Raw genomic sequence first — 17,736 nt, 5'->3', positions numbered from 1 at the left:
TCGACGGCCATGGTGACGTGCGGCATCGCGTCGTGGTGGCTGCGGCGGTCGTCGGCCCGGAGCGGCGAAGCGCTTCGACGATCGCGGAGAACATGCCGCCCCGGGTGCCCGAACGACGGGGCGGCGGTTCGAGGTTGGCACCTGCGCGTCGGTCGGTCAAGGGGTGACCGGCACCCGGATCAGGCGGTGGGGAGTCGACCGGCCTCGATGGTGGCCAGCGCGGCGGCGGCGCCGCCCAGCGCGGCGGCGGCGGAGTCCAGCGTGGAGGCTTCCAGGCGGCACCCGCCGGCCTGCGGGGCGAGGGTTCGGGCGGCCAACTCGATGCGGGCGGCCGGCAGCAGCCAGGGCGCCAGGGTGGCGAAGTGTCCGCCCACCACGATCGCCTCGGGGTTGAGCAGGTTGGCCAGGATCGACGCCCCGTGCCCGAGGTGCCGGCCGATCTCGGCGAGCCCGGCCAGCACGGCCGGGTCCCCCTGCCGGGCCGACGCCACGATCCGGTCGAGTTCCGGCAGGTAGTCGGTGACCGGGCCGTCCCGCCCGGCGTCGGGCAGCAGCCGGTCGACCACGGCCGGTAGCGCGGTCGACGCGGCCAGGCAGCCGCGTCGACCGCACGGGCAGGGCGGTCCGGCCGGGTCGAGGCAGAGGTGGCCGAGTTCGCCGGCGTGGCCCCGGCCGCCGCGCAGCAGCCGGCCGCCGGCGAGCACCCCGGCGCCGACGGAGATCCCGCCGGTGAGGTGGACCAGGTCGGTGGCTGCGGCGTACCCGCCGTGTCGCTGTTCGGCCAGGACGGCGAGGTTGGCGTCGGTGTCGACGGCCACGGTGAACCCGGTCTCCCGCAGCGCGGCCCGTAGGTCGGCGGCGAGCGGCACGTCCCGCCAGCCGAGTCCGCTGGCCAGGGGTACACCCCCGGCGGTGTCGACCAGGCCGGGCACCCCGACGGTGAGGCCGAGCACCGTTCGCCCCTGCCCGGTGACCCGGCCGATCGCCCGCCGGGCCAGGGTGACCAGGGCCCGGACGGTCTCGGCGGGGGAGGCGGTCGGGGCGGGGAACGCCCGTCGCCAGGTGAGCAGCCGGTTGCCGCCCAGGTCCACGGCGACCACCACCAGGTCGTCCGCGCCGACCTGGAGGCCCAACGCGGCGTACGGGGCGCCGTCGAGGACGAGCATGGTGGCGGGCCGGCCGACCCGGTTGCCGGTCAGTCCGGTCTCGCGGACCAGCCGCCGGTCGAGCAGTTCGGTCACCAGACTCGACACGGTGGCCTTGTTGAGGCCGGTGGCGGCGGCGATGTCGGCCCGTGAGCAGGGTGCGTGCAGGCGGACGTGTCGCAGGACCACGGCCCGGTTGGCCACCCGGACGTCACCCAGGTCGGTCGGCTGCGGTTCGTTGTGGATGCTGATCACGATCTGCCCGCTCCCTGCGCCCGACGGTGGGTGGTGCCGGTGCATCGTCGCCCACCGCCGGCCCCCGCACGGGTACGCCGGTCGGCCGGTGGGCGATGCTGCCCGGCGGGCCGGTGCACCGTCGGAAAGTCTGTTCGGCTGGAAACTCAACTAACTCTACCGGCCCCCGGTGGCGGGGTGTCCGGGCCGGTGTCACCCCGCCGGGGAAGGGTCGGCCACGATCGTCCCGTCCGGGACCAAGGGCGGTCGGTACGGCATCGGCGTCTCCTCGGCAAGCGCTCTGCGGCGGTACCGACAGTTTCTTTGCCTTCCCAACGAACTGTCAACGATTAGGTTTGATTGGACCACGATGTAACCGATTGACATGGGCAAATAGTCTTCATAGTTTGGACACCTATCAAACAAAGTCAACGGGATGGTGGGTATGTGGGACGACGGGCGGCTCTGCCACGGCGGTGACTACAACCCCGAGCAGTGGCCCGCCACCACCTGGCGCGAGGACGTCGCCCTGATGCGCCGGGCCCGGGTCAACCTGGTCACCGTCGGCGTCTTCGCCTGGTCCCGCCTGGAGCCGGCCCCCGGCCGCTACGACTTCGGCTGGCTCGACGAGGTGCTGGACCTGCTGCACGACGGCGGCATCCGGGTCGCCCTGGCCACCCCCACCGCCTCCCCGCCGCCCTGGTTCTCCCTGGCGCACCCCGACGCGCTGCCGGTCACCGCCGACGGCGTACGACTGCACCACGGCAGCCGCGACACCTACTGCGCCGCCGCACCCGCCTACCGGGCCGCCGCCCGGGGTATCGCCGCCACCCTCGCCGCCCGCTACGCCCACCACCCGGCGCTGGCGATGTGGCACGTGCACAACGAGTACGGCACCACCTGCCACTGCCCGCACACCGAGGCCGCGTTCCGCCGCTGGCTCGTCGACCGCCACGGCGACCTGGACACCCTCAACGCCGCCTGGGCCACCAGCTTCTGGAGCCAGCACTACGCCGACTGGGCGTACGTGAGCACCCCCCGGGCCACCCAGTACCTCGGCAACCCCGGGCAGCTGCTGGACTTCCGGCGGTTCTGGTCCGACACCCTGCTCGCCGCGTACGTCGAACAACGCGACCTGCTCAAAGCGGCCAACCCGGCGGTCCCCGTCACCACCAACTACGTCCTCGGCGACTGGGTGCCCGTCGACCACGCCCGCTGGGCCGCCGAGGTGGACCTCGTCGCCATCGACCACTACCCGTCGGCGGTCGACGGCGGCGCCGAGGAACAGACCGCCCTCGCCGCCGACCTGGCCCGCGGGTGGGCCCGACACGGACGCCTGCGCTCCGCCGACCCGGCCCGCGCCACCGCCCCGGCGACGTGGCTGCTGATGGAGAGCGCCGCCAGCCAGATCCACACCCCCGGCCGGGCACACACCAAGGAGCCCGGCCGGATGGCCCGGCACAGCCTCTCCCACGTCGCCCGCGGCTCCCGGGGGGCGATGTTCTTCCAGTGGCGGGCCCCGACCGGCGGCGCGGAGCGCTTCCACTCCGCCCTGGTGCCGCACACCGGGGCCGACAGCCGGGTGTTCCGGGAGTCGGTACGCCTCGGTGAGCACCTCGACCGGCTCGCCGAGGTCACCGCCGGCGAGACGGCCGCATCCGTCGCACTGGCCGCGGACGCCGCCAGCGGCTGGGCGCTGCGCCACCCCGGGATGCCGTCCGAGCTGCTCGACGGCCACGCCGAGCTGGCCGCCGCGCACCGGGCGCTGTGGCGGGCCGGGTACGGCTGCGACGTGGTCGTCCCCGGTGACCCCCTCGACCGGTACCGGCTGCTCGTCCTGCCCGCCCTCTACCTGGCCGACGACACCACCGCCGGCTGGGTCCGCGCCCACGTCGAAGCGGGCGGGCACCTGCTGGTCAGCTACCTCAGCGGGGTCGCCGACCCGCACGCCCGGGTCCACCTCGGCGGCTACCCCGGCGCCTACCGGGACCTGCTCGGCCTGCGGGTGGAGGAGTTCCATCCACTCGCCGCCGACGAGCAGGTGCTGCTCTCCGGCGGCGGGACCGGCCGGATCTGGTCGGAGACCGTCCAGCTGCACGGCGCCGAGCCGGTCGGCACGTACGTCGGCGGGGTCCTCGACGGCCGACCGGCGGTGACCCGGCACCGGGTCGGCGACAGCACCGCCTGGTACGTGTCGACCCGACCCGACGACGCCACCTACCGTCGCCTGCTCACCGAGGCGGCCCGGACCGCCGGCGTGCACCCGGTCTGCCCGGACGCCCCACCCGGGGTGGAGGCGGTCCGCCGCACCGCCCCCGGGGCGAGCTGGCTGTTCCTGCTCAACCACACCGACCGGCCGCAGCGGGTGCCGGCCGACGGGCTGGACCTGCTCACCGGCATCCCCGCCGACGGGGCGGTGACCCTGCCCGCCGGGGCGGCGGCGGTGCTGCGCGAGCACCCCCGGTGACCCGCGGATGGGGCCGCCGATGACACCCGTCACAGCCGGTCCGCCGATGACCACCCGGCCCGGCCCCGCCTACCCTTGCCCCGGTGTGGACGAGAAACACGGCACCGCAGCGGGCGCTACCCCTCTGGCCGCTGTACGCCATGTTCGCGGCGATGCCGTTGTGGTGGCTGCTCGGCGGCCTCTACCTGGGGTGGGCGCTGTTCGGGATGCTGCTGGCGGTGGTCCTGCTCACCCACGGCAAGGTGGTGTGGCCGCCCGGCTCGGCGTTGTGGTTCGTCCTGGTCGGGCTCGTCCTGATCAGCGCCACCCGGCTGGAGAAGGCCAGCGGGCTGCTCGTCTACGGCCTGCGGCTCGGATTCGTGCTGACCGCCTTCGTGGTCTACCTGTACGTCTACACCGCCGCCCGGCAGGGAGCCCGGTGGGAACGGCTGTTCCAGCCGGTGCTGTTGTTCTGGCTGGGGATGGTGGCGCTCGGCTGGGTCGGCGTACTGGCCCCCCGCCTGGCGTTGACCACGCCGGTGGAGTCGCTGCTACCCGACGGGCTGGCCGGGCAGCGGATGATCCGGGCGGTCACCCACGTGCACTCCACCGAGTTCAACCCCACCGGCCGTAACCCGTACTTCCGTACGGCGGCCCCGTACCCGTACACCAACAACTGGGGGACCGGCTTCGCGCTGCTCGTGCCGTGCGTGTTGGCGTACCTGTCGGCGGTGCGGACCGGCCCGCTGCGCCGGGTGCTGGTGGTGTCCCTGCCGTTGGCCCTGGTGCCGGCGTTCCTCACCCTCAACCGGGGCATGTTCATCGGCCTGGGGGTGGGGCTGGCCTACCTGGGGCTGCGGGCGCTGCTGCGCGGCGACGTCCGGCTCATCGGCACCATCACCGCCGGCGTGGCGGTGGCCTGGGTGATCACCCTGGTCGTCCCGGTCGGTGACATGATCATGAACAGGGTGGAGAACACCGACTCGACCCGCGACCGTGCCGATCTCTACCGGCAGACCCTCGACGCGGTCCTGCGTTCGCCGCTGCTCGGCTACGGCGCCCCGCGCAGCGCCGACACCACCACCGGCGCGGAGCCGCTCGGCACCCAGGGGCAGGTCTGGCTGACCATGTACAGCCACGGCGTCCCCGCGCTGCTGGCCCTGCTCGCGCTGCTCGTGGTGCTGGTCCGCAGTACGGCGGTCGCGGTGTCCGCCGCCGGCCGTTGGTTGAGCGTGGTGCCGGTGGTCGCCCTGGCCCTCGCCCCGTTCTACGGGTTCACCGACATGAACCTGTCGGTGATGTTCTTCGCGATCGGGCTGGCCGTGGCTGCCGTGGACGGCCCGGTGAACCGGGAACTACCGACGGCGGCGTCCCGACCGTCGCCGGTCTGAGCGGATCAGCCGCTGGCCACTGCCGCCCGGGACCGGTCGGCGGCGATCCGTACCGCCATCGCGGCGAGCACGCTGCCGGTCACCCACCGCTGGACCCGGGCCCAGCCCGGCCGGCGCACCAGGAACGCCGACACCGACCCGGCGGTCAACACGATCAGGGTGTTCACCGACAGGGCCACGACGATCTGGGTGCCACCGAGCAGCAGGCTCTGCACCGCCACGTCACCCCGGGTGGGATCGACGAACTGCGGCAGCAGCGACACGTACAAGATGGCGATCTTGGGGTTGAGCAGGTTGGTGAGCAGTCCCATGGCGAACAGCCGGCGCGGCCGGTCCACCGGCAACTCCTGCGGGGTGAACGCCGACCGCCCACCCGGGCGCAACGTCCGCCACGCCAACCACAGCAGGTACGCCGCACCGGCCAGCTTCACCGCCGTGTACAGCGGCGGCACCAGCACGAAGACCGTGGCGATGCCGGCGACGGCGGCGGCCAGGTAGACCCCGAACCCGGCGGCCACCCCGAGCAGGGACACCAGCCCGGCCCGGCGGCCCTGGCTGACCGACCGCGACACCAGGTAGACCATGTTCGGCCCGGGGGTGAGCACCAGACCGAGCGCCACCAGGGCGATTCCCGCCACCGCACCGACCGTGACCATCGCCGCCCCCGCTCCGCCGTCCCCGACCGCACCCTACGCCGCCGCGCCGTCACCGGCCGTCCCGGTACGACGTGACGCCGGCCCCGAACCCGGTAAGGCAGGGGTTCCGGACCGGCGGTGACAGCGGCCACACTGCTCAGATGTCGGTGACCCTGCGGACCGCCCCCACCGCCGCCGCCCCCGCACTGGTCCTGCGCTGGTGGCGCGACGACGACGTCGACGCCCTGGTCGAGGCCCACCGGGACCCGGAGCTGCGGGCCCGGACCCGCAACCCGTTGACCACCCCGGCGCAGGCGAGACGCTGGGTGGCCGGCAACCGGCAGGGCTGGGCGGCGGACCGCCGGTTCAGCTTCGCCGTCTGCGAGCCGCTGCCCGCCGGCGAACGGCTGGTCGCCTGTGTCCTGCTCAAGGACGTGGTGCCGGGACGCGCCGACGCGGAGATCGGCTACTGGACGGCCGGGCCGGCCCGTGGCCGTGGCGTCGCGTCCCGGGCGGTGGACGCGGTGAGCCGCTGGGCGTTCACCCGGTTCGCCGCGACCGGGCTGACCCGGCTGGAACTGCTGCACCAGGTCGACAATCCGGCGTCCTGCCGGGTGGCGGAGAAGGCGGGGTTCCCCTTCGTCGAGGTGCTGCCCGCCCGGCCACCGTTTCCCCGCGACGGGCACCGCCACGTCCGCCACCACGGCTGAGCCGGCCACCGGGCAGCCGGGAATGCCGGCCCCCGCGTCGGCGCTGCACCGGTGACGGCCAGGACGGTGGACGGGGGAGGTGCCCGCGATGGTGGACGCGTGGGAGGCGGCGGTCGAGGCGCAGATCCGCAGCGCCCAGGAGCGCGGCGAGTTCGACAACCTGCCCGGCATGGGCAAACCGATCCCCGGCCGGGACCTCCCCTACGACGAGTCCTGGTGGATCAGGAGTTTCCTGGAGCGGGAGGCGCTGCCCACCGACCTGCTGCTGCCCACCCCGTTGCAGTTGCGCCGCCGGGTCGAGCAGGTCCCCAACGAGGTCCGTGACCTGCCCACCGAGGAGTCGGTCCGGGAGTTCGTCGGGCTGCTCAACCAGGAGATCGTCGCCTGGCTGCGGTACCCCGAGGGCCCCCGGGTGGTGGTCCGCCCGGTCGACACCGAGGCGGTGCTGCGCCAGTGGCGGGCCCACCGCACCGCCCGGAACGCCGCCGCCGGGGCCGCGCCGGCACGGGCGCTCCCGCCGCGTCCCGGGCGACGGTGGCGCTGGCCGTGGCGGCGGGCCTGAACGACCGCCGTCGACCCGCCGGTGTCCGATCCGGCCCGGCTGCGGGTCAGCCGACGGCGGCCCGCCAGGTCCAGTCGGTGCGTCGCGGCCGGCCGGCCAGGGCGATCCGCCCGGTCATCCAGAGCAGCACGTCGGCCGGATCACCGGCGGGCGCGTCGGGAAACAGCCGTCCCAGCACCGCCGAGCTGGGCGCCGCCGGGGGCCGCCACGTCACCCCGAGCCCACCGGTGATGTCGTACGTGTGCAGCAGCGTCTCGGCGATGCCCATGGCGGCGAAGCCGGGCGGGTCGCAGGGCCCCCAGTGCCAGGCCCGGGTGTGCGCGGGCACGGTGTCGAGCGCGGCGGCGAGCAGCCCCCCGCAGGCGGCCACCACCACCAGCACCTGCGCCGGGGTGGCGTCGGGGCGTACCCGCAGGTCGAGCGGGAGGTAGGCGGTGTCGGGGCGGCCGGTGAGCTGGGTGGCGTAGCCGAGCAGGTCATGGGCGATGTGCGCGGCGGTCGCCCAGCACGACCAGTCCAGGCCACCGGCGGGCCCGGTCCAGTCCCGGTCGGTGTACGGGCCGAGCGTGCGGGTCAGTTCGTCGATGGCGTCCCGGATCCCGCGACCGGTCAGCCGTTCCTCGGTGGGCATGCGACCGATCCTCGCACCACCGTGTCCCGCGCGCCGGGCCGTGTGGCGTGGCTCAGGCTCGACGTGCGGGCTGAGGGCCGGTGGGAGACCCGGCGGCGACGAGGGTTTCGAGCACCGACCGGGCGGGCGTCGGACGCCGGCCGAGGAGTGCCGCCAGGGTCGGGTCGGTGACGGCGAACTCGCCCCGCCGGGCCGCCCGGTACATGCCGAGGGTGAAGTCGGCGGCGGCCTCGGGCATGCCCCGGGCGACGGCGGTGGCCCGCCACTCGTCGTCGTCGAGGACGACCCGGGTGACGGTACGTCCGGTGAGGTCGGTGAGGATGCCGGCGACGTCCGCCAGGTCGAGCACCTCCCCGGCGGTCAACGCGGGGGTGACGCCGTCGAGCACGCCCTGACCGGTCAGCGCGATGGCGGCGGCCTCGGCCAGGTCGTCGTGCGCGGTCCAGGACACCGGCCCGTCGGCCGGCGCCACCAGGCGGCCGGTGGTCAGGGCGTCGCCGATGACGAACCCGAGGGCGCTGGCGTAGAAGCCGTTGCGCAGGGCGGTGAAGGGCACCCCGGTCGCGGCGAGGTGCTCCTCGGTGGCGGCGTGGGTGACCTGGGCGGGGAAGAGGGAGTCGCGGGAGGCGGCCTGGTGGCTGGTGTAGAGGATGCGGGCGGCTCCCGCGGCGCGGGCGGCGTCGACGGCGGCCCGGTTCGCGGTGACCGCGTCGCCGCCCCGGATGGCGGCGGACACGATCAGCACCCGGTCGGCCCCGGCGAAGGCGTGCTCCAGCGTGGCGGGCTCGGTGAAGTCCCCCCGGCGGACCCGTACACCGCGTTCGGCCAGGTGGGCGGCCTTGTCGACGTCGCGCACGCTCACCCCCACGGTGGTGGCGGGCACCCGGGCCAGCAGTTGGTCGACGATCCGGGAGCCGAGCTGCCCGGTGGCACCGGTGATGACGAACACGAGAGCGACCCCTTCGACGAATCAACGTTACGCCGCAGACGTTAACATCGATATTCCGTCGCTAACAAGGGGCTGTTATCGTTGATTCGTGACCGTGACGCCCGACACCCCGCCCCGCGACGACGTACGATCCGACATCGTCGCGGCAGCCGCCCGCCTGCTTCGTGAACACGGGGCACACGCGGTGACCACCCGAGCCGTCGCCCAGGCCGCAGGCGTACAGGCACCCACCATCTACCGGCTGTTCGGTGACAAGAACGGCCTCGTCGACGCCGTCGCCGAACACGTGCTCGCCAGCTACGTCGCCACCAAGACGCACCGCACGGATGCCGCCCCGCCCGACCCGGTGGCCGAGCTGCGTGCCGGGTGGCGTACGCACCTGGAGTTCGGCCTGGCCAACCCCGAGTTGTTCCGGTTGCTCGGCACGCGCGGGCCCGGCGACCCGTCCCCGGCGTCGGTGGCGGGTCTCGCGGTGCTGCGCTCGCGGGTGCGCCGGCTCGCCACCGCCGGCCTGCTGCGGGTCGACGAGCAGCGGGCCACCATGATGATCCACGCCGCCGGTACCGGCGTCATCCTCACCCTGCTGGGGACCCCCACGCCGGAACGCGACCCCGGACTGGGCGACGCCGTGCTCGACGCCGTCCTCGGCGGCATCCTCACCGCCGCCCCGGTGACCCCCGACCCGACCCTGCGCACCGTCGCGGTGACCCTCGCGGCGCTGACGCCCGACCTGCCCGGCCTCACCGACGCCGAACGCACGCTGTTGACCGAGTGGCTCGACCGGTCGCTGGCCCGGCTGCGCCACCCGCAGCCGTAGCCGACCCGGACCCGCCGGCGTCCCGGTCCCGGGCGGCAGGGCCAGCGACGTCAACGTCCCCGCGCCAGTCGGCACCTCGCCACCGTGCCCGACGACGGCGCGATCCACGTCCGGCCGCAGGCGGCGAGAACGCTCCGCAGGCGCTCGCCGCCCTCACGCCAGTGGCGGAGCCGCGGCCGTGACGCTCAGCGGAACCGGTCGACGGTGACGGGGATCAGCCCCTGGAACCGCACCTGCGCCGTCAGGCCGTGCAGGAGCACGCCGACCGGATCGTCACGGTCGCCCGTCAGGTCGCACGTCACATCCAGTCCCCAGGCGGCGCCCGCGGCGATCCGGCGCAGCTCCCAGCGGAAGGCGTCGCGGCCCACCCGACGGCGCACCGGGCCCAGGACACGCACCCCGGGATCTGCGAGGTCGCCGGTGACCGGCATCTGCCACGCCTCGCCGAGCGCCGTGAGGCCACCCGGGGTCAGCGCGCCGGCGAACAGGATCCGGTAGAGGCGCGTCTCGCGGAACCCCGGGGTGGCCTCGCGCCCGTGCAGCAGCAGAGGCGGCGAGGGTGGTACGGCAGGTGCACCGAAGCACGTCCGCAGCACGGCCTCGTGCGGCAGGGCGGCCCCGCAGAGCTCCTGGTAGAGCGTCGCCGCGCCGGTCCGACTGACGGGTGTCACCCGGGCCCGTAGCGCGGGATCGACACGCAGGCGCCGGCTGGTGGCCGACGCGTCGCACCACCGGCCCTCCGAGCGGCTCCAGCCGCCACCCACCAGCCCGACGCAGGAGTGGTCCCCCGCGAGAAGGAACTCCTCGACCAGCAACCCCTCGGGCTCGCCGACGCCGTCGTGGACCACGTAGTAGTGCAGAGCCGTCGTCACCCGTCGATTGTCAGGCCGGCGGCGTACGACCACGATCCGGCTCACCGCAGCCGCTGCCCTACCCCGCTATTATCCCACGGGCGCATTCTTCCACTACAGCGGGTAGTGACTTACGTGCGATCCGGTGACCGCTACGGTGCCGGCATGCTTACTGGCGAGGAGAAGTTCGTTCGTCGCGGGCACGTCCGGCTGTGGACCGAGCGTTTCGGCCACCCGGACCACCCCACCGTCCTATTGATCATGGGCACGTCCACCCAGGGCATCGGCTGGCCCGACGACCTGGTGGAAGCCCTGGTCGACAGTGGCCGGCAGGTGATCCGCTTCGACCACCGTGACACCGGCCGTTCCGACTCCGTCGATTTCACGGCGCACCCCTACGCGCTCGCCGACCTGACAGCCGACGCGGCAGGTGTCCTGGACGGCCACGGCGTCACCGCCGCGCACGTCGTGGGGACGTCGTTGGGCGCGGCGATCGGGCAGTGGCTCGCCCTGCACCAGGCGTCACGGGTCCGCACGCTGACGGCGATGGCCTCTTCTCCGATGGGGAACAACCCCGGTCCGGCGTGGGCGCGGGCGATGGCGGGCCAACCGCCTGCGGCTGATGAACTCCCGCCGCCGACGGCGTGGTTCCTCGGCCATCTGATGGACGCGGCGAAGGCGCCCCGCGCGACGGCCCGTCAACGCGTGGACGCCGACGTGCGGACCTGGCGGGTGCTCAACGGTGGTGTCCTGCCCTTCGACGAGCCGGCTGCGCGGCGGTTCGTCGAGCACTGTCACCAGCGGGCCGACAACCTCGCTGCCGCCGCGAACCACGATCTGGCCGGCCGGCGCTGGGACGACGACCGGCGGGCGGCGCTGTCTGGCATCACGGCCGCGACGTTGGTCCTGCACGGCAGCGACGACCCGCTGTTCCCGCCGGCCCACGGTGAGGCCGTCGCGGCGCAGATCCCCACCGCGCGGCTGGAGATCGTGCCCGGGATGGGCCACCACCCGTTCTTCTCGCCCGGGCTCACCGAACGGATCGCCGGCTCGATCATTCGCCACACGAGCTGAGTCGGTCCACCCCGCACCCGGGCCACGGCCCGGCATGGATCCCTGCGTGGCCCGGGTGCGGTCGGTCCCGTCGGAGCCACCGTGGCGGCCATCCGGAGTAAGGACGTCCGGATGGCCGCCACCCACCCCTGCATCAATTAACGGATTACCAGTAATGACAAACCAGTAATTGGATCAGCCAAAACGGGCATAACGGTTTAGCACCATAATGACTGTTATGGTGCTACACCGCGATGTTGCTTCGGCGAGGGCAGGCGGCAGGGCAAGCTACGAGTGGGGTGCAGGGCGAACGCGTTGTCGACGATCTCGGCGTCATCGCCGTACTGCGCTGTCCTGCCTCGTGGGCCTGGCACAGTTGATGCCGCTCGGCGCTCCACTGCTCGGCGCTCGGCCGCTGTCGCGCCGTCCCGGTGAAGATCACCGATACTGGTGGGAGATCGCCTCGACACGATGGACGGTGTCAGGCACCGCCGTCGGTCGTACGCCTGGGGCAGCGTGCAGTGCTGTGCCGACGGCGAGCGGGTACCGCAGCACCGACGCTACGGCGATCCGGTCAGCGGCTGAACTTCTCGATCGCCTCGGGGGTCACCGGGGTGAAGAAGTTGACCAGATTGCCGTCGGGGTCGCGGAAGAGCAGGGCGCGGTTACCCCAGGGCATGGTCGTGGGTTCGGTCACGAAGTCCTCTACCGCGTTCTTCAGTTTCTCGTAGAGCGTGTCCACGTCGTCCACGAGGAACTCGATGATCACGGTGTGGTTGTCGGCCGGGCGGGCCGAGCCGGGTGCGAACAGCGGGACCGTGCGGGTGCTGCCGATCGCCAGCGTGCCGTGGGTGGTGCGCAACTCGGCGAAGTCCTCGTTGCCCCAGGCCGCCTGCACGCCCGTGATGTTCTCGTAGAAGTCGACCAGGCGGTTGACGTCGCCGGTGATGATGCGGATCGAGACGAAGTCCATGTCTTCTCCCTGCTCAGTACGGTCGTGTCAGAGACGAGACCCACGCTAGACCTGATACCGGACAGATCTGGTCCAGTATCAGGTCTAGAGTTCAGGCCGTGGCACGACCGACAGCTCAGGTACTCACGCTGCTGGAGCTCCTGCAGTCCGGCGGCGTCCGGACGATGGCCGAACTTGCCGAGCGCCTGGGTGTCGAACCGCGTACGGTGAGGCGCTACGTGGGTCATCTGGTCGACCTGGAGGTGCCGGTCGAGTCGGTGCGGGGTCGCCACGGTGGGTATCGGCTCACCGCCGGATATCGTCTGCCGCCGCTGATGCTCAGTGACGACGAAGCACTGGCCGTCCTGCTCGGCCTGGTCGCCGGCCGCCGCGCCGGGTTGGCGACGGCAACGGGTACGGCGGGCGAGACGGCCGCCGCGAAGATTCGTCGCGTCCTGCCGCCGAGGATCGCGGATCGGCTGGACGCCGTACTTGAATCCCTCGCTTTCACCGCCGAACCCGGCGAATTCCCAGCGCCGCCGACCGGTGTATTGCTCACCGTCGCCGACGCGGTCCGCCATCACCGGCCGGTCTCGCTCCGATACACCTCGCGTGACGGCCGGCAGAGCGCTCGCGTGCTGCATCCGTTCGGGCTGGTCAACCATGCCGGCCGGTGGTATGTCACCGGGGCCGATGCGGAGGTTGGCGAGGATCGGACCTTGCGGCTCGACCGCATCGTGGACGCGAGAGCACTTCCTGGCTCGTTCGAGCCGCCGCCCGCCGGAAACGATCCGGCAGGGCGCCTGCTCACCTCGATGGCACGAGCGCCGTACCGGCATGCGGTGACGCTGCGGATACAAGGAACACTTGAGCAGATCCGCACACGGTTAGCGGCCAGCATCGCCGAGGTGCGAGCGGACGAGGACGAAGGCTGGCAGTCCGTGGAGATCCGGGCCGAGAGTCTCGACTGGCTGCCCGCCGTGCTCGCCGCGCTCGACCTGCCGTTCGTCATCGAACGCCCGGATGAGCTCCGCGACCGTGTCATCGCGCTCGCCGACCGGCTGGCGAACTCGGGAAGGACGTTGCCGTGACGCATCCTCAGATACGGGGTCAGTCCTTCTACAGCGAGAGTGATGTCCCCAGCGCGGGCCGGCCATGGGTGCGCGGTGCGCTACGTCGGGCGAGTGTGCTGACTCGATGAGCGGGCTCGGGCGGCGGGCACCACTGGCTCCACCGCAGGTGGTGGACCGGTTTCTCCACAGCGACATCCAGAAGCCCTGGTGGATGGCCGGCGGCTACGCGATCGAGCTGTTCACCGACCGTGTCCTTCGGCCTCACGGCGACATCGACGTGGTGATTCTCAGACGTGACCAACAGGTGGTCCATCAGGTTCTGCGGGGCTGGGACGTCCAGGCCGCCGATCCGCCCGGACACCTGCGGCCCTGGCCGGCCGGCGAGACGCTTCCTGAGCATGTCCATGACATCTGGTGCCGGGAAGACCGCACCTCACCCTGGCGAATCCAGTTCATGATCGAGGACGCCGAGGGGCAGCGGTGGCGCTCGCGACGCCACCCGGCGGTGACACTTCCCGTCGCCCACCTCGGGCGTCGTACGAACCGGGGCTGGCCCTACCTGGCACCAGAGGTCCAACTCCACTACAAGGCGAAGCCGGTGAACCGGCCGGCCAAGGACGAGATCGACTTCGCCGCAGCACTGCCACTTCTCGGCGGACGGGCCAGCCGATGGCTCGACAACGCTCTGCGGACCACGATCCCCGACCACCACTGGCGTGCAGCGCTGAGGACCCACCGGCGTGGGTGGTGAACGCACGCCGGGCGGCAGTTCCTCGTCGCGGCCTGCCGCACCTTGAGTAGGCGTCGGGGACGACTCGTCGTCTCTGCGGTGGCGCACCGTGGGCCACCGGGGGCAGGGCTCCCCGGGTGGTCGTCCGGCAGCGGGTGTACGCGCGCCGGCGGGTACCGACGGGGTGCCCGGGCCGGCGGTGCCAGGATGGTGCGATGAGCGACGAGCCGATCGACCTGGTGTCCGCGCTGGCCTCCTTCGACCAGTTGTGGAGCCCCCGCATCGTCACCCGGGTCAATGACTACGACGTACGGGTGGCGAAGGTGGCCGGGGAGCACGTGTGGCACACCCACGACCACACCGACGAGTTCTTCCTGGTGCTCGACGGTGAGCTGCACATCGGGCTGCGGGAGGACACCGGCGAGCGGACGGTGGTGCTGCCGCGCGGTGCGGTGTACGTGGTGCCGTGCGGGGTGGAGCACCGGCCGTCCGCGCCCGACGGGGCGTCGATCCTGATGTTCGAGCCGTCGGGGACGTCCAGTGTGGGGGACCGGCACGAGGAGGTGCCCGCGCACGTGGACGCCACCACCGGGCACGCACTCTGAGCCGGACGGCTCCCACCCGCCAGCCACCCCGCCCGGTCCCGGTGGGCGTAAACGTATGGCGGGGCCCGGCGGGCGCTGGCAGGGTGACCGGCATGACGGCACAGGCGCTGGCGGGTGCGCTCGCCGACGAGACGCGACGGCGGGTCTTCGCGGCGATCGTGCTCGGCGGTGGTGATGTGGCGGCGGTGGCCGCACGGGCCGCGCTGCCGCTGCGCCAGGCGGTCACCGCGGTGCGTCGGTTGACCGACGCCGGGCTCGTCGTCGAGGCCGGCGGTGACCTGCGGGTGGACGCCGGGCGGCTGTGACTGCGCGCGTGTCGCCCGCACCGCGCAGGTCGCCGAGGAGCCGGCGCAGCGGGTGCTGCGGATCTTCGTACGGGACGGGGTGTTGTGGGGTCTGCCGGCGCAGCGGGGTCGGCGTCGGTTGCTGCTCGCCCACGTCGTCACCTCGTTCACCCCTGGCGTGCGGTATCCGGAGCGGGCGGTGGACGAGGTGTTGCGGCGGTGGTGCGACGGCGGCGGCACGGACCATGTGACCCTGCGCCGGTATCTGGTCGACGAGGCGCTGCTGAGCCGGGAGCAGGGGATCTACTGGCGTACGGGGCCCTGACGGGCGGCCGGGGAGTCGACCGTGGTGCAGCCGGTCGGGGGGTGGGTTGACGGGTGGCCCGCGACGGGGTAAATACTGAAGTACGAGTTGAGTCGACCTGACTCAACTCAAGGACCTTCGGCCCGAGGAAACCGAGGAGGCACGACCATGCTGATGCGTACCGACCCCTTCCGCGAGATCGACCGGCTCACCGAGCAGCTCTTCGGCACCACCAGCCGCCCCGCCGTGATGCACCTGGACGCCTGGCGCGACGGCGACCACTTCCACGCCGCGTTCGACCTGCCCGGGGTGGACCCGGACAGCATCGACTGCACCGTGGAGCGCAACGTGCTGACCGTCCGCGCGCAGCGCCGCCGGGGTACCACCGACACCGTCGAGCTGGTCGCCGCCGAACGCCCGATGGGCACCTTCTCCCGGCAGCTGTTCCTCGGCGACACCCTCGACACCGACCGGCTGGAAGCCACCTACGAGCACGGGGTGCTGACGCTGCGCATCCCGATCGCGGAACGGGCCAAGCCGCGCCGGGTGCCCGTCACCGCCAGTAACGGGCGCAAGCAGCTCACCGCCTGATCGCCACCGCTGCGGTGGGGCCCGGCCCGGCCCCACCGCAGCGGTGCACCGGCGACACCGGCGCGCCTCACGGTGAATCCCCACCGAGGCTGAGAGTCTTTTTCGCATGCTGCGTCCCGACGTCCCCGTCCTGCCCCGCGCCTCGGCCCGCCCGGCGCTCACCGGCACACCGGTCGACTTCACCGAGGCGTGGTTGCGTAACCGTCGGTTATCGGCGCACACCCGCGACGCGTACCGGCGCGACATCGCCGGCTGGCTCACCTGGTGCGCCGCCGGTGACCTGGACCCGCTGCGGGCCAACTTCCTCGACGTCAACGCCTACGCCCGGCAGTTGGAGGCGACCCCGTCGGCGCGCAGCGGCCGGCCGTTGACCCCGGCCACCGTCGCCCGGAAACTCTCCGCGCTGTCCAGCTGGTACGAATTCCTGGTCAAACTGCGGGCGGTGGACGCCAACCCGGTTGCCGGCGCCGACCGGCCACGCATCGACCGGGATCACTCGGTAACCGTGGGGCTCACCCCGCAGGAGGTCGACGCCCTGCTCGCCGCCGCCGACACCGACACCGGCCCGACCGCCGCCCGCAACCGGGCCGCCGTCGCCCTGCTGGCCGACCTCGGCCTACGCGTCGGTGAGCTGGTCTCGCTCGACCTGACCGATCTCGGGGCCGAGCGCGGCCACCGCAGCGTCCGGTTCGTCGGCAAGGGCGGCAAGGCCCGCCGTCGCGCGCTCACCCCCGGCACCGCCCACGCGGTCGACGCCTACCTCGCCGACCGGGCGGCGACCGCCGGGGTGAGCGTCGACGCGTTGACCGGCCCACTGCTGGCCACCGCCACCGGTGGCCGCCTCGACCGGCACTCGGTGTTCCGGCTGGTACGCCGGTTGGCCGAGACCGCCGGCATCGCGGCGGCGGCGAAGCTGTCCCCGCACTCGCTGCGGCACGCCTTCGCCACCACCGCCCGCGAGGAGGGGGTGCCGTTGGAGGACGTCCAGGACGCGATGGGACACGCCGACCCACGGACCACCCGCCGCTACGACCGGGACCGGCACAACCTCGACCGGGACCCGGCGTACGCCATCTGGGCGGCCCGGGCACGGCGGCGCAGCTGAGAAAACCGATTGACGGAGTAAGCGCTCACTCCCGAGCCTGGTGCCATGACGGCACCCGGGGGACGTCGGCGGCGCGCGCCGGCCATGAGCGCCGACCGACGTCGCGCCATGATCGTGCAGACCGCCCTGCCGCTGCTGACCCGCCGGGGCACCGCCCTGACCACCGCCGAGGTGGCCCGCGCCGCCGGGATCGGCGAGGCGACGGTGTTCCGTGCCTTCGCCGACAAGCAGGCCCTGCTCGACGCCTGCGTCGCCGAGGTCCTGCGCCCGGACCCGCTGCTCGACCAGTTGGCCCGGGTCGAGCGGACCCGACCCCTCACCGACCGGCTCACCGAGGCCGCCACGGTCATCCACACCCACCTGGCCCGGTTGGGTGCGGTGCTGGGCGCCCTGCACGCCGCCGGCCGCTCCCACCGGACCCCACCGCCCACCGGTGCGGCGGTCCGCGCGGCGGTGGCCGCGCTGTTCACCCCCGATGCCGACCGGCTGCGGTTGCCCGCCGACCAACTCGCCGACCTCTTCCTCGGTCTGCTGTCCCCACCCGGACCGTTGGCCACCGCAGCGCCGTCGACGACCGTCCTGGTCGACCTGTTCCTGCACGGCGCACTCACCACCCGCGACCACTGACCCCGCCCACCGGGTCGGGCCGGCGCGGCAGACCCGGCAGG

At 73.2% G+C, this 17,736-nt stretch carries 20 protein-coding genes; 14 read left to right on the top strand and 6 right to left on the bottom strand.

Annotated features, from left to right (window positions below; translation table 11 throughout):
• Nucleotides 1-179: 179 nt before the first annotated feature.
• Nucleotides 180-1,400 carry an ROK family transcriptional regulator gene (locus JQN83_RS05455; protein WP_208565950.1) on the bottom strand — a complete coding sequence of 407 codons (1,221 nt, stop codon included), beginning with the start codon at nucleotides 1,398-1,400 and terminating at the stop codon, nucleotides 180-182.
• A gap of 415 nt (nucleotides 1,401-1,815) precedes the next feature.
• Here JQN83_RS05455 and JQN83_RS05450 point away from each other — a divergent pair, with 415 nt between their 5' ends.
• Nucleotides 1,816-3,846, top strand: a complete 2,031-nt coding sequence (locus JQN83_RS05450) for a beta-galactosidase (protein WP_208565949.1) — start codon at nucleotides 1,816-1,818, stop codon at nucleotides 3,844-3,846.
• 83 nt (nucleotides 3,847-3,929) lie between these two features.
• On the top strand, nucleotides 3,930-5,216 hold the full coding sequence (locus JQN83_RS05445) for an O-antigen ligase family protein (protein WP_307799031.1): 1,287 nt from the start codon (nucleotides 3,930-3,932) through the stop codon (nucleotides 5,214-5,216).
• A 5-nt stretch (nucleotides 5,217-5,221) separates the two neighbouring features.
• Here the strand turns inward: JQN83_RS05445 and JQN83_RS05440 are convergent, their stop codons facing one another.
• A complete protein-coding gene (locus JQN83_RS05440) occupies nucleotides 5,222-5,872 on the bottom strand; it encodes a LysE family translocator (RefSeq protein WP_208565948.1) in 651 nt (216 codons plus the stop codon).
• A gap of 140 nt (nucleotides 5,873-6,012) precedes the next feature.
• Between JQN83_RS05440 and JQN83_RS05435 the strand changes: the two genes are divergently transcribed.
• Entirely contained in the window at nucleotides 6,013-6,561 is a 549-nt protein-coding gene (locus tag JQN83_RS05435) for a GNAT family N-acetyltransferase (RefSeq protein WP_208565947.1), read from the top strand.
• Nucleotides 6,562-6,649: 88 nt separating this feature from the next.
• Nucleotides 6,650-7,123, top strand: coding sequence for a DnaJ family domain-containing protein (locus JQN83_RS05430; RefSeq protein ID WP_208565946.1), 474 nt, complete (start codon nucleotides 6,650-6,652; stop codon nucleotides 7,121-7,123).
• Nucleotides 7,124-7,169: 46 nt separating this feature from the next.
• Here JQN83_RS05430 and JQN83_RS05425 read toward each other — a convergent pair whose 3' ends face one another.
• Entirely contained in the window at nucleotides 7,170-7,754 is a 585-nt protein-coding gene (locus JQN83_RS05425) for a maleylpyruvate isomerase N-terminal domain-containing protein (RefSeq protein WP_208565945.1), read from the bottom strand.
• Nucleotides 7,755-7,806: 52 nt separating this feature from the next.
• The gene (locus JQN83_RS05420) at nucleotides 7,807-8,703 is read right to left on the bottom strand and encodes an NAD(P)H-binding protein (RefSeq protein WP_208565944.1); all 897 of its coding nucleotides are present in this window, start codon (nucleotides 8,701-8,703) and stop codon (nucleotides 7,807-7,809) included.
• A gap of 88 nt (nucleotides 8,704-8,791) precedes the next feature.
• Here JQN83_RS05420 and JQN83_RS05415 point away from each other — a divergent pair, with 88 nt between their 5' ends.
• Complete coding sequence (locus tag JQN83_RS05415) at nucleotides 8,792-9,520, top strand: TetR/AcrR family transcriptional regulator (protein ID WP_307799030.1); 729 nt, start codon at nucleotides 8,792-8,794, stop codon at nucleotides 9,518-9,520.
• 185 nt (nucleotides 9,521-9,705) lie between these two features.
• Here JQN83_RS05415 and JQN83_RS05410 read toward each other — a convergent pair whose 3' ends face one another.
• Nucleotides 9,706-10,392: a hypothetical protein gene (locus JQN83_RS05410; RefSeq protein ID WP_208565943.1), complete on the bottom strand. Its 687-nt coding sequence runs from the start codon at nucleotides 10,390-10,392 to the stop codon at nucleotides 9,706-9,708.
• A 105-nt stretch (nucleotides 10,393-10,497) separates the two neighbouring features.
• On the opposite strand from JQN83_RS05410, the gene JQN83_RS05405 reads away from it, so the two are divergent.
• On the top strand, nucleotides 10,498-11,445 hold the full coding sequence (locus JQN83_RS05405) for an alpha/beta fold hydrolase (protein WP_307799029.1): 948 nt from the start codon (nucleotides 10,498-10,500) through the stop codon (nucleotides 11,443-11,445).
• Nucleotides 11,446-11,998: 553 nt separating this feature from the next.
• Here the strand turns inward: JQN83_RS05405 and JQN83_RS05400 are convergent.
• Nucleotides 11,999-12,397, bottom strand: coding sequence for a VOC family protein (locus JQN83_RS05400; RefSeq protein ID WP_208565942.1), 399 nt, complete (start codon nucleotides 12,395-12,397; stop codon nucleotides 11,999-12,001).
• Between the two features lie 98 nt (nucleotides 12,398-12,495).
• On the opposite strand from JQN83_RS05400, the gene JQN83_RS05395 reads away from it, so the two are divergent.
• The 8 genes from JQN83_RS05395 (at nucleotide 12,496) to JQN83_RS05365 (ending at nucleotide 17,695) form a co-directional block, all read left to right on the top strand.
• Nucleotides 12,496-13,467: a helix-turn-helix transcriptional regulator gene (locus JQN83_RS05395; RefSeq protein WP_208565941.1), complete on the top strand. Its 972-nt coding sequence runs from the start codon at nucleotides 12,496-12,498 to the stop codon at nucleotides 13,465-13,467.
• Nucleotides 13,468-13,615: 148 nt separating this feature from the next.
• The gene (locus JQN83_RS05390) at nucleotides 13,616-14,200 is read left to right on the top strand and encodes a nucleotidyltransferase domain-containing protein (RefSeq protein WP_208565940.1); all 585 of its coding nucleotides are present in this window, start codon (nucleotides 13,616-13,618) and stop codon (nucleotides 14,198-14,200) included.
• 194 nt (nucleotides 14,201-14,394) lie between these two features.
• A complete protein-coding gene (locus JQN83_RS05385) occupies nucleotides 14,395-14,784 on the top strand; it encodes a cupin domain-containing protein (RefSeq protein WP_208565939.1) in 390 nt (129 codons plus the stop codon).
• Between the two features lie 92 nt (nucleotides 14,785-14,876).
• Entirely contained in the window at nucleotides 14,877-15,089 is a 213-nt protein-coding gene (locus JQN83_RS32795) for a hypothetical protein (protein ID WP_244251837.1), read from the top strand.
• On the top strand, nucleotides 15,058-15,393 hold the full coding sequence (locus JQN83_RS32790; protein WP_307799028.1) for a DUF2087 domain-containing protein: 336 nt from the start codon (nucleotides 15,058-15,060) through the stop codon (nucleotides 15,391-15,393). Before JQN83_RS32795 ends, JQN83_RS32790 begins: the two co-directional genes overlap by 32 nt.
• 147 nt (nucleotides 15,394-15,540) lie before the next feature.
• On the top strand, nucleotides 15,541-15,963 hold the full coding sequence (locus tag JQN83_RS05375) for an Hsp20/alpha crystallin family protein (RefSeq protein ID WP_208565938.1): 423 nt from the start codon (nucleotides 15,541-15,543) through the stop codon (nucleotides 15,961-15,963).
• 106 nt (nucleotides 15,964-16,069) lie between these two features.
• Nucleotides 16,070-17,068, top strand: a complete 999-nt coding sequence (locus JQN83_RS05370) for a tyrosine-type recombinase/integrase (protein WP_208565937.1) — start codon at nucleotides 16,070-16,072, stop codon at nucleotides 17,066-17,068.
• An 84-nt stretch (nucleotides 17,069-17,152) separates the two neighbouring features.
• Nucleotides 17,153-17,695, top strand: a complete 543-nt coding sequence (locus tag JQN83_RS05365; protein WP_208565936.1) for a TetR/AcrR family transcriptional regulator — start codon at nucleotides 17,153-17,155, stop codon at nucleotides 17,693-17,695.
• Nucleotides 17,696-17,736: the final 41 nt, after the last annotated feature.

Origin of the sequence: Micromonospora antibiotica (assembly GCF_017599305.1) — a bacterium.
Taxonomy (GTDB): Bacteria; Actinomycetota; Actinomycetes; order Mycobacteriales; family Micromonosporaceae; genus Micromonospora; species Micromonospora antibiotica.
Note: the sequence above shows the minus strand (reverse complement) of the source record. Positions and strands in the feature narration are given on the sequence as shown.

Bases quoted from the DNA above. Each gene is read 5' to 3' on its own strand.
- JQN83_RS05430 (WP_208565946.1), top strand. From the start codon at position 6,650: ATGGTGGACGCGTGGGAGGCGGCGGTCGAGGCGCAGATCCGCAGCGCC.
- JQN83_RS05365 (WP_208565936.1), top strand. From the start codon at position 17,153: ATGAGCGCCGACCGACGTCGCGCCATGATCGTGCAGACCGCCCTGCCG.
- JQN83_RS05440 (WP_208565948.1), bottom strand. From the start codon at position 5,872: ATGGTCACGGTCGGTGCGGTGGCGGGAATCGCCCTGGTGGCGCTCGGT.
- JQN83_RS05450 (WP_208565949.1), top strand. From the start codon at position 1,816: ATGGTGGGTATGTGGGACGACGGGCGGCTCTGCCACGGCGGTGACTAC.
- JQN83_RS05400 (WP_208565942.1), bottom strand. From the start codon at position 12,397: ATGGACTTCGTCTCGATCCGCATCATCACCGGCGACGTCAACCGCCTG.
- JQN83_RS05370 (WP_208565937.1), top strand. From the start codon at position 16,070: ATGCTGCGTCCCGACGTCCCCGTCCTGCCCCGCGCCTCGGCCCGCCCG.
- JQN83_RS05375 (WP_208565938.1), top strand. From the start codon at position 15,541: ATGCTGATGCGTACCGACCCCTTCCGCGAGATCGACCGGCTCACCGAG.
- JQN83_RS05385 (WP_208565939.1), top strand. From the start codon at position 14,395: ATGAGCGACGAGCCGATCGACCTGGTGTCCGCGCTGGCCTCCTTCGAC.
- JQN83_RS32795 (WP_244251837.1), top strand. From the start codon at position 14,877: ATGACGGCACAGGCGCTGGCGGGTGCGCTCGCCGACGAGACGCGACGG.
- JQN83_RS05425 (WP_208565945.1), bottom strand. From the start codon at position 7,754: ATGCCCACCGAGGAACGGCTGACCGGTCGCGGGATCCGGGACGCCATC.
- JQN83_RS05435 (WP_208565947.1), top strand. From the start codon at position 6,013: ATGTCGGTGACCCTGCGGACCGCCCCCACCGCCGCCGCCCCCGCACTG.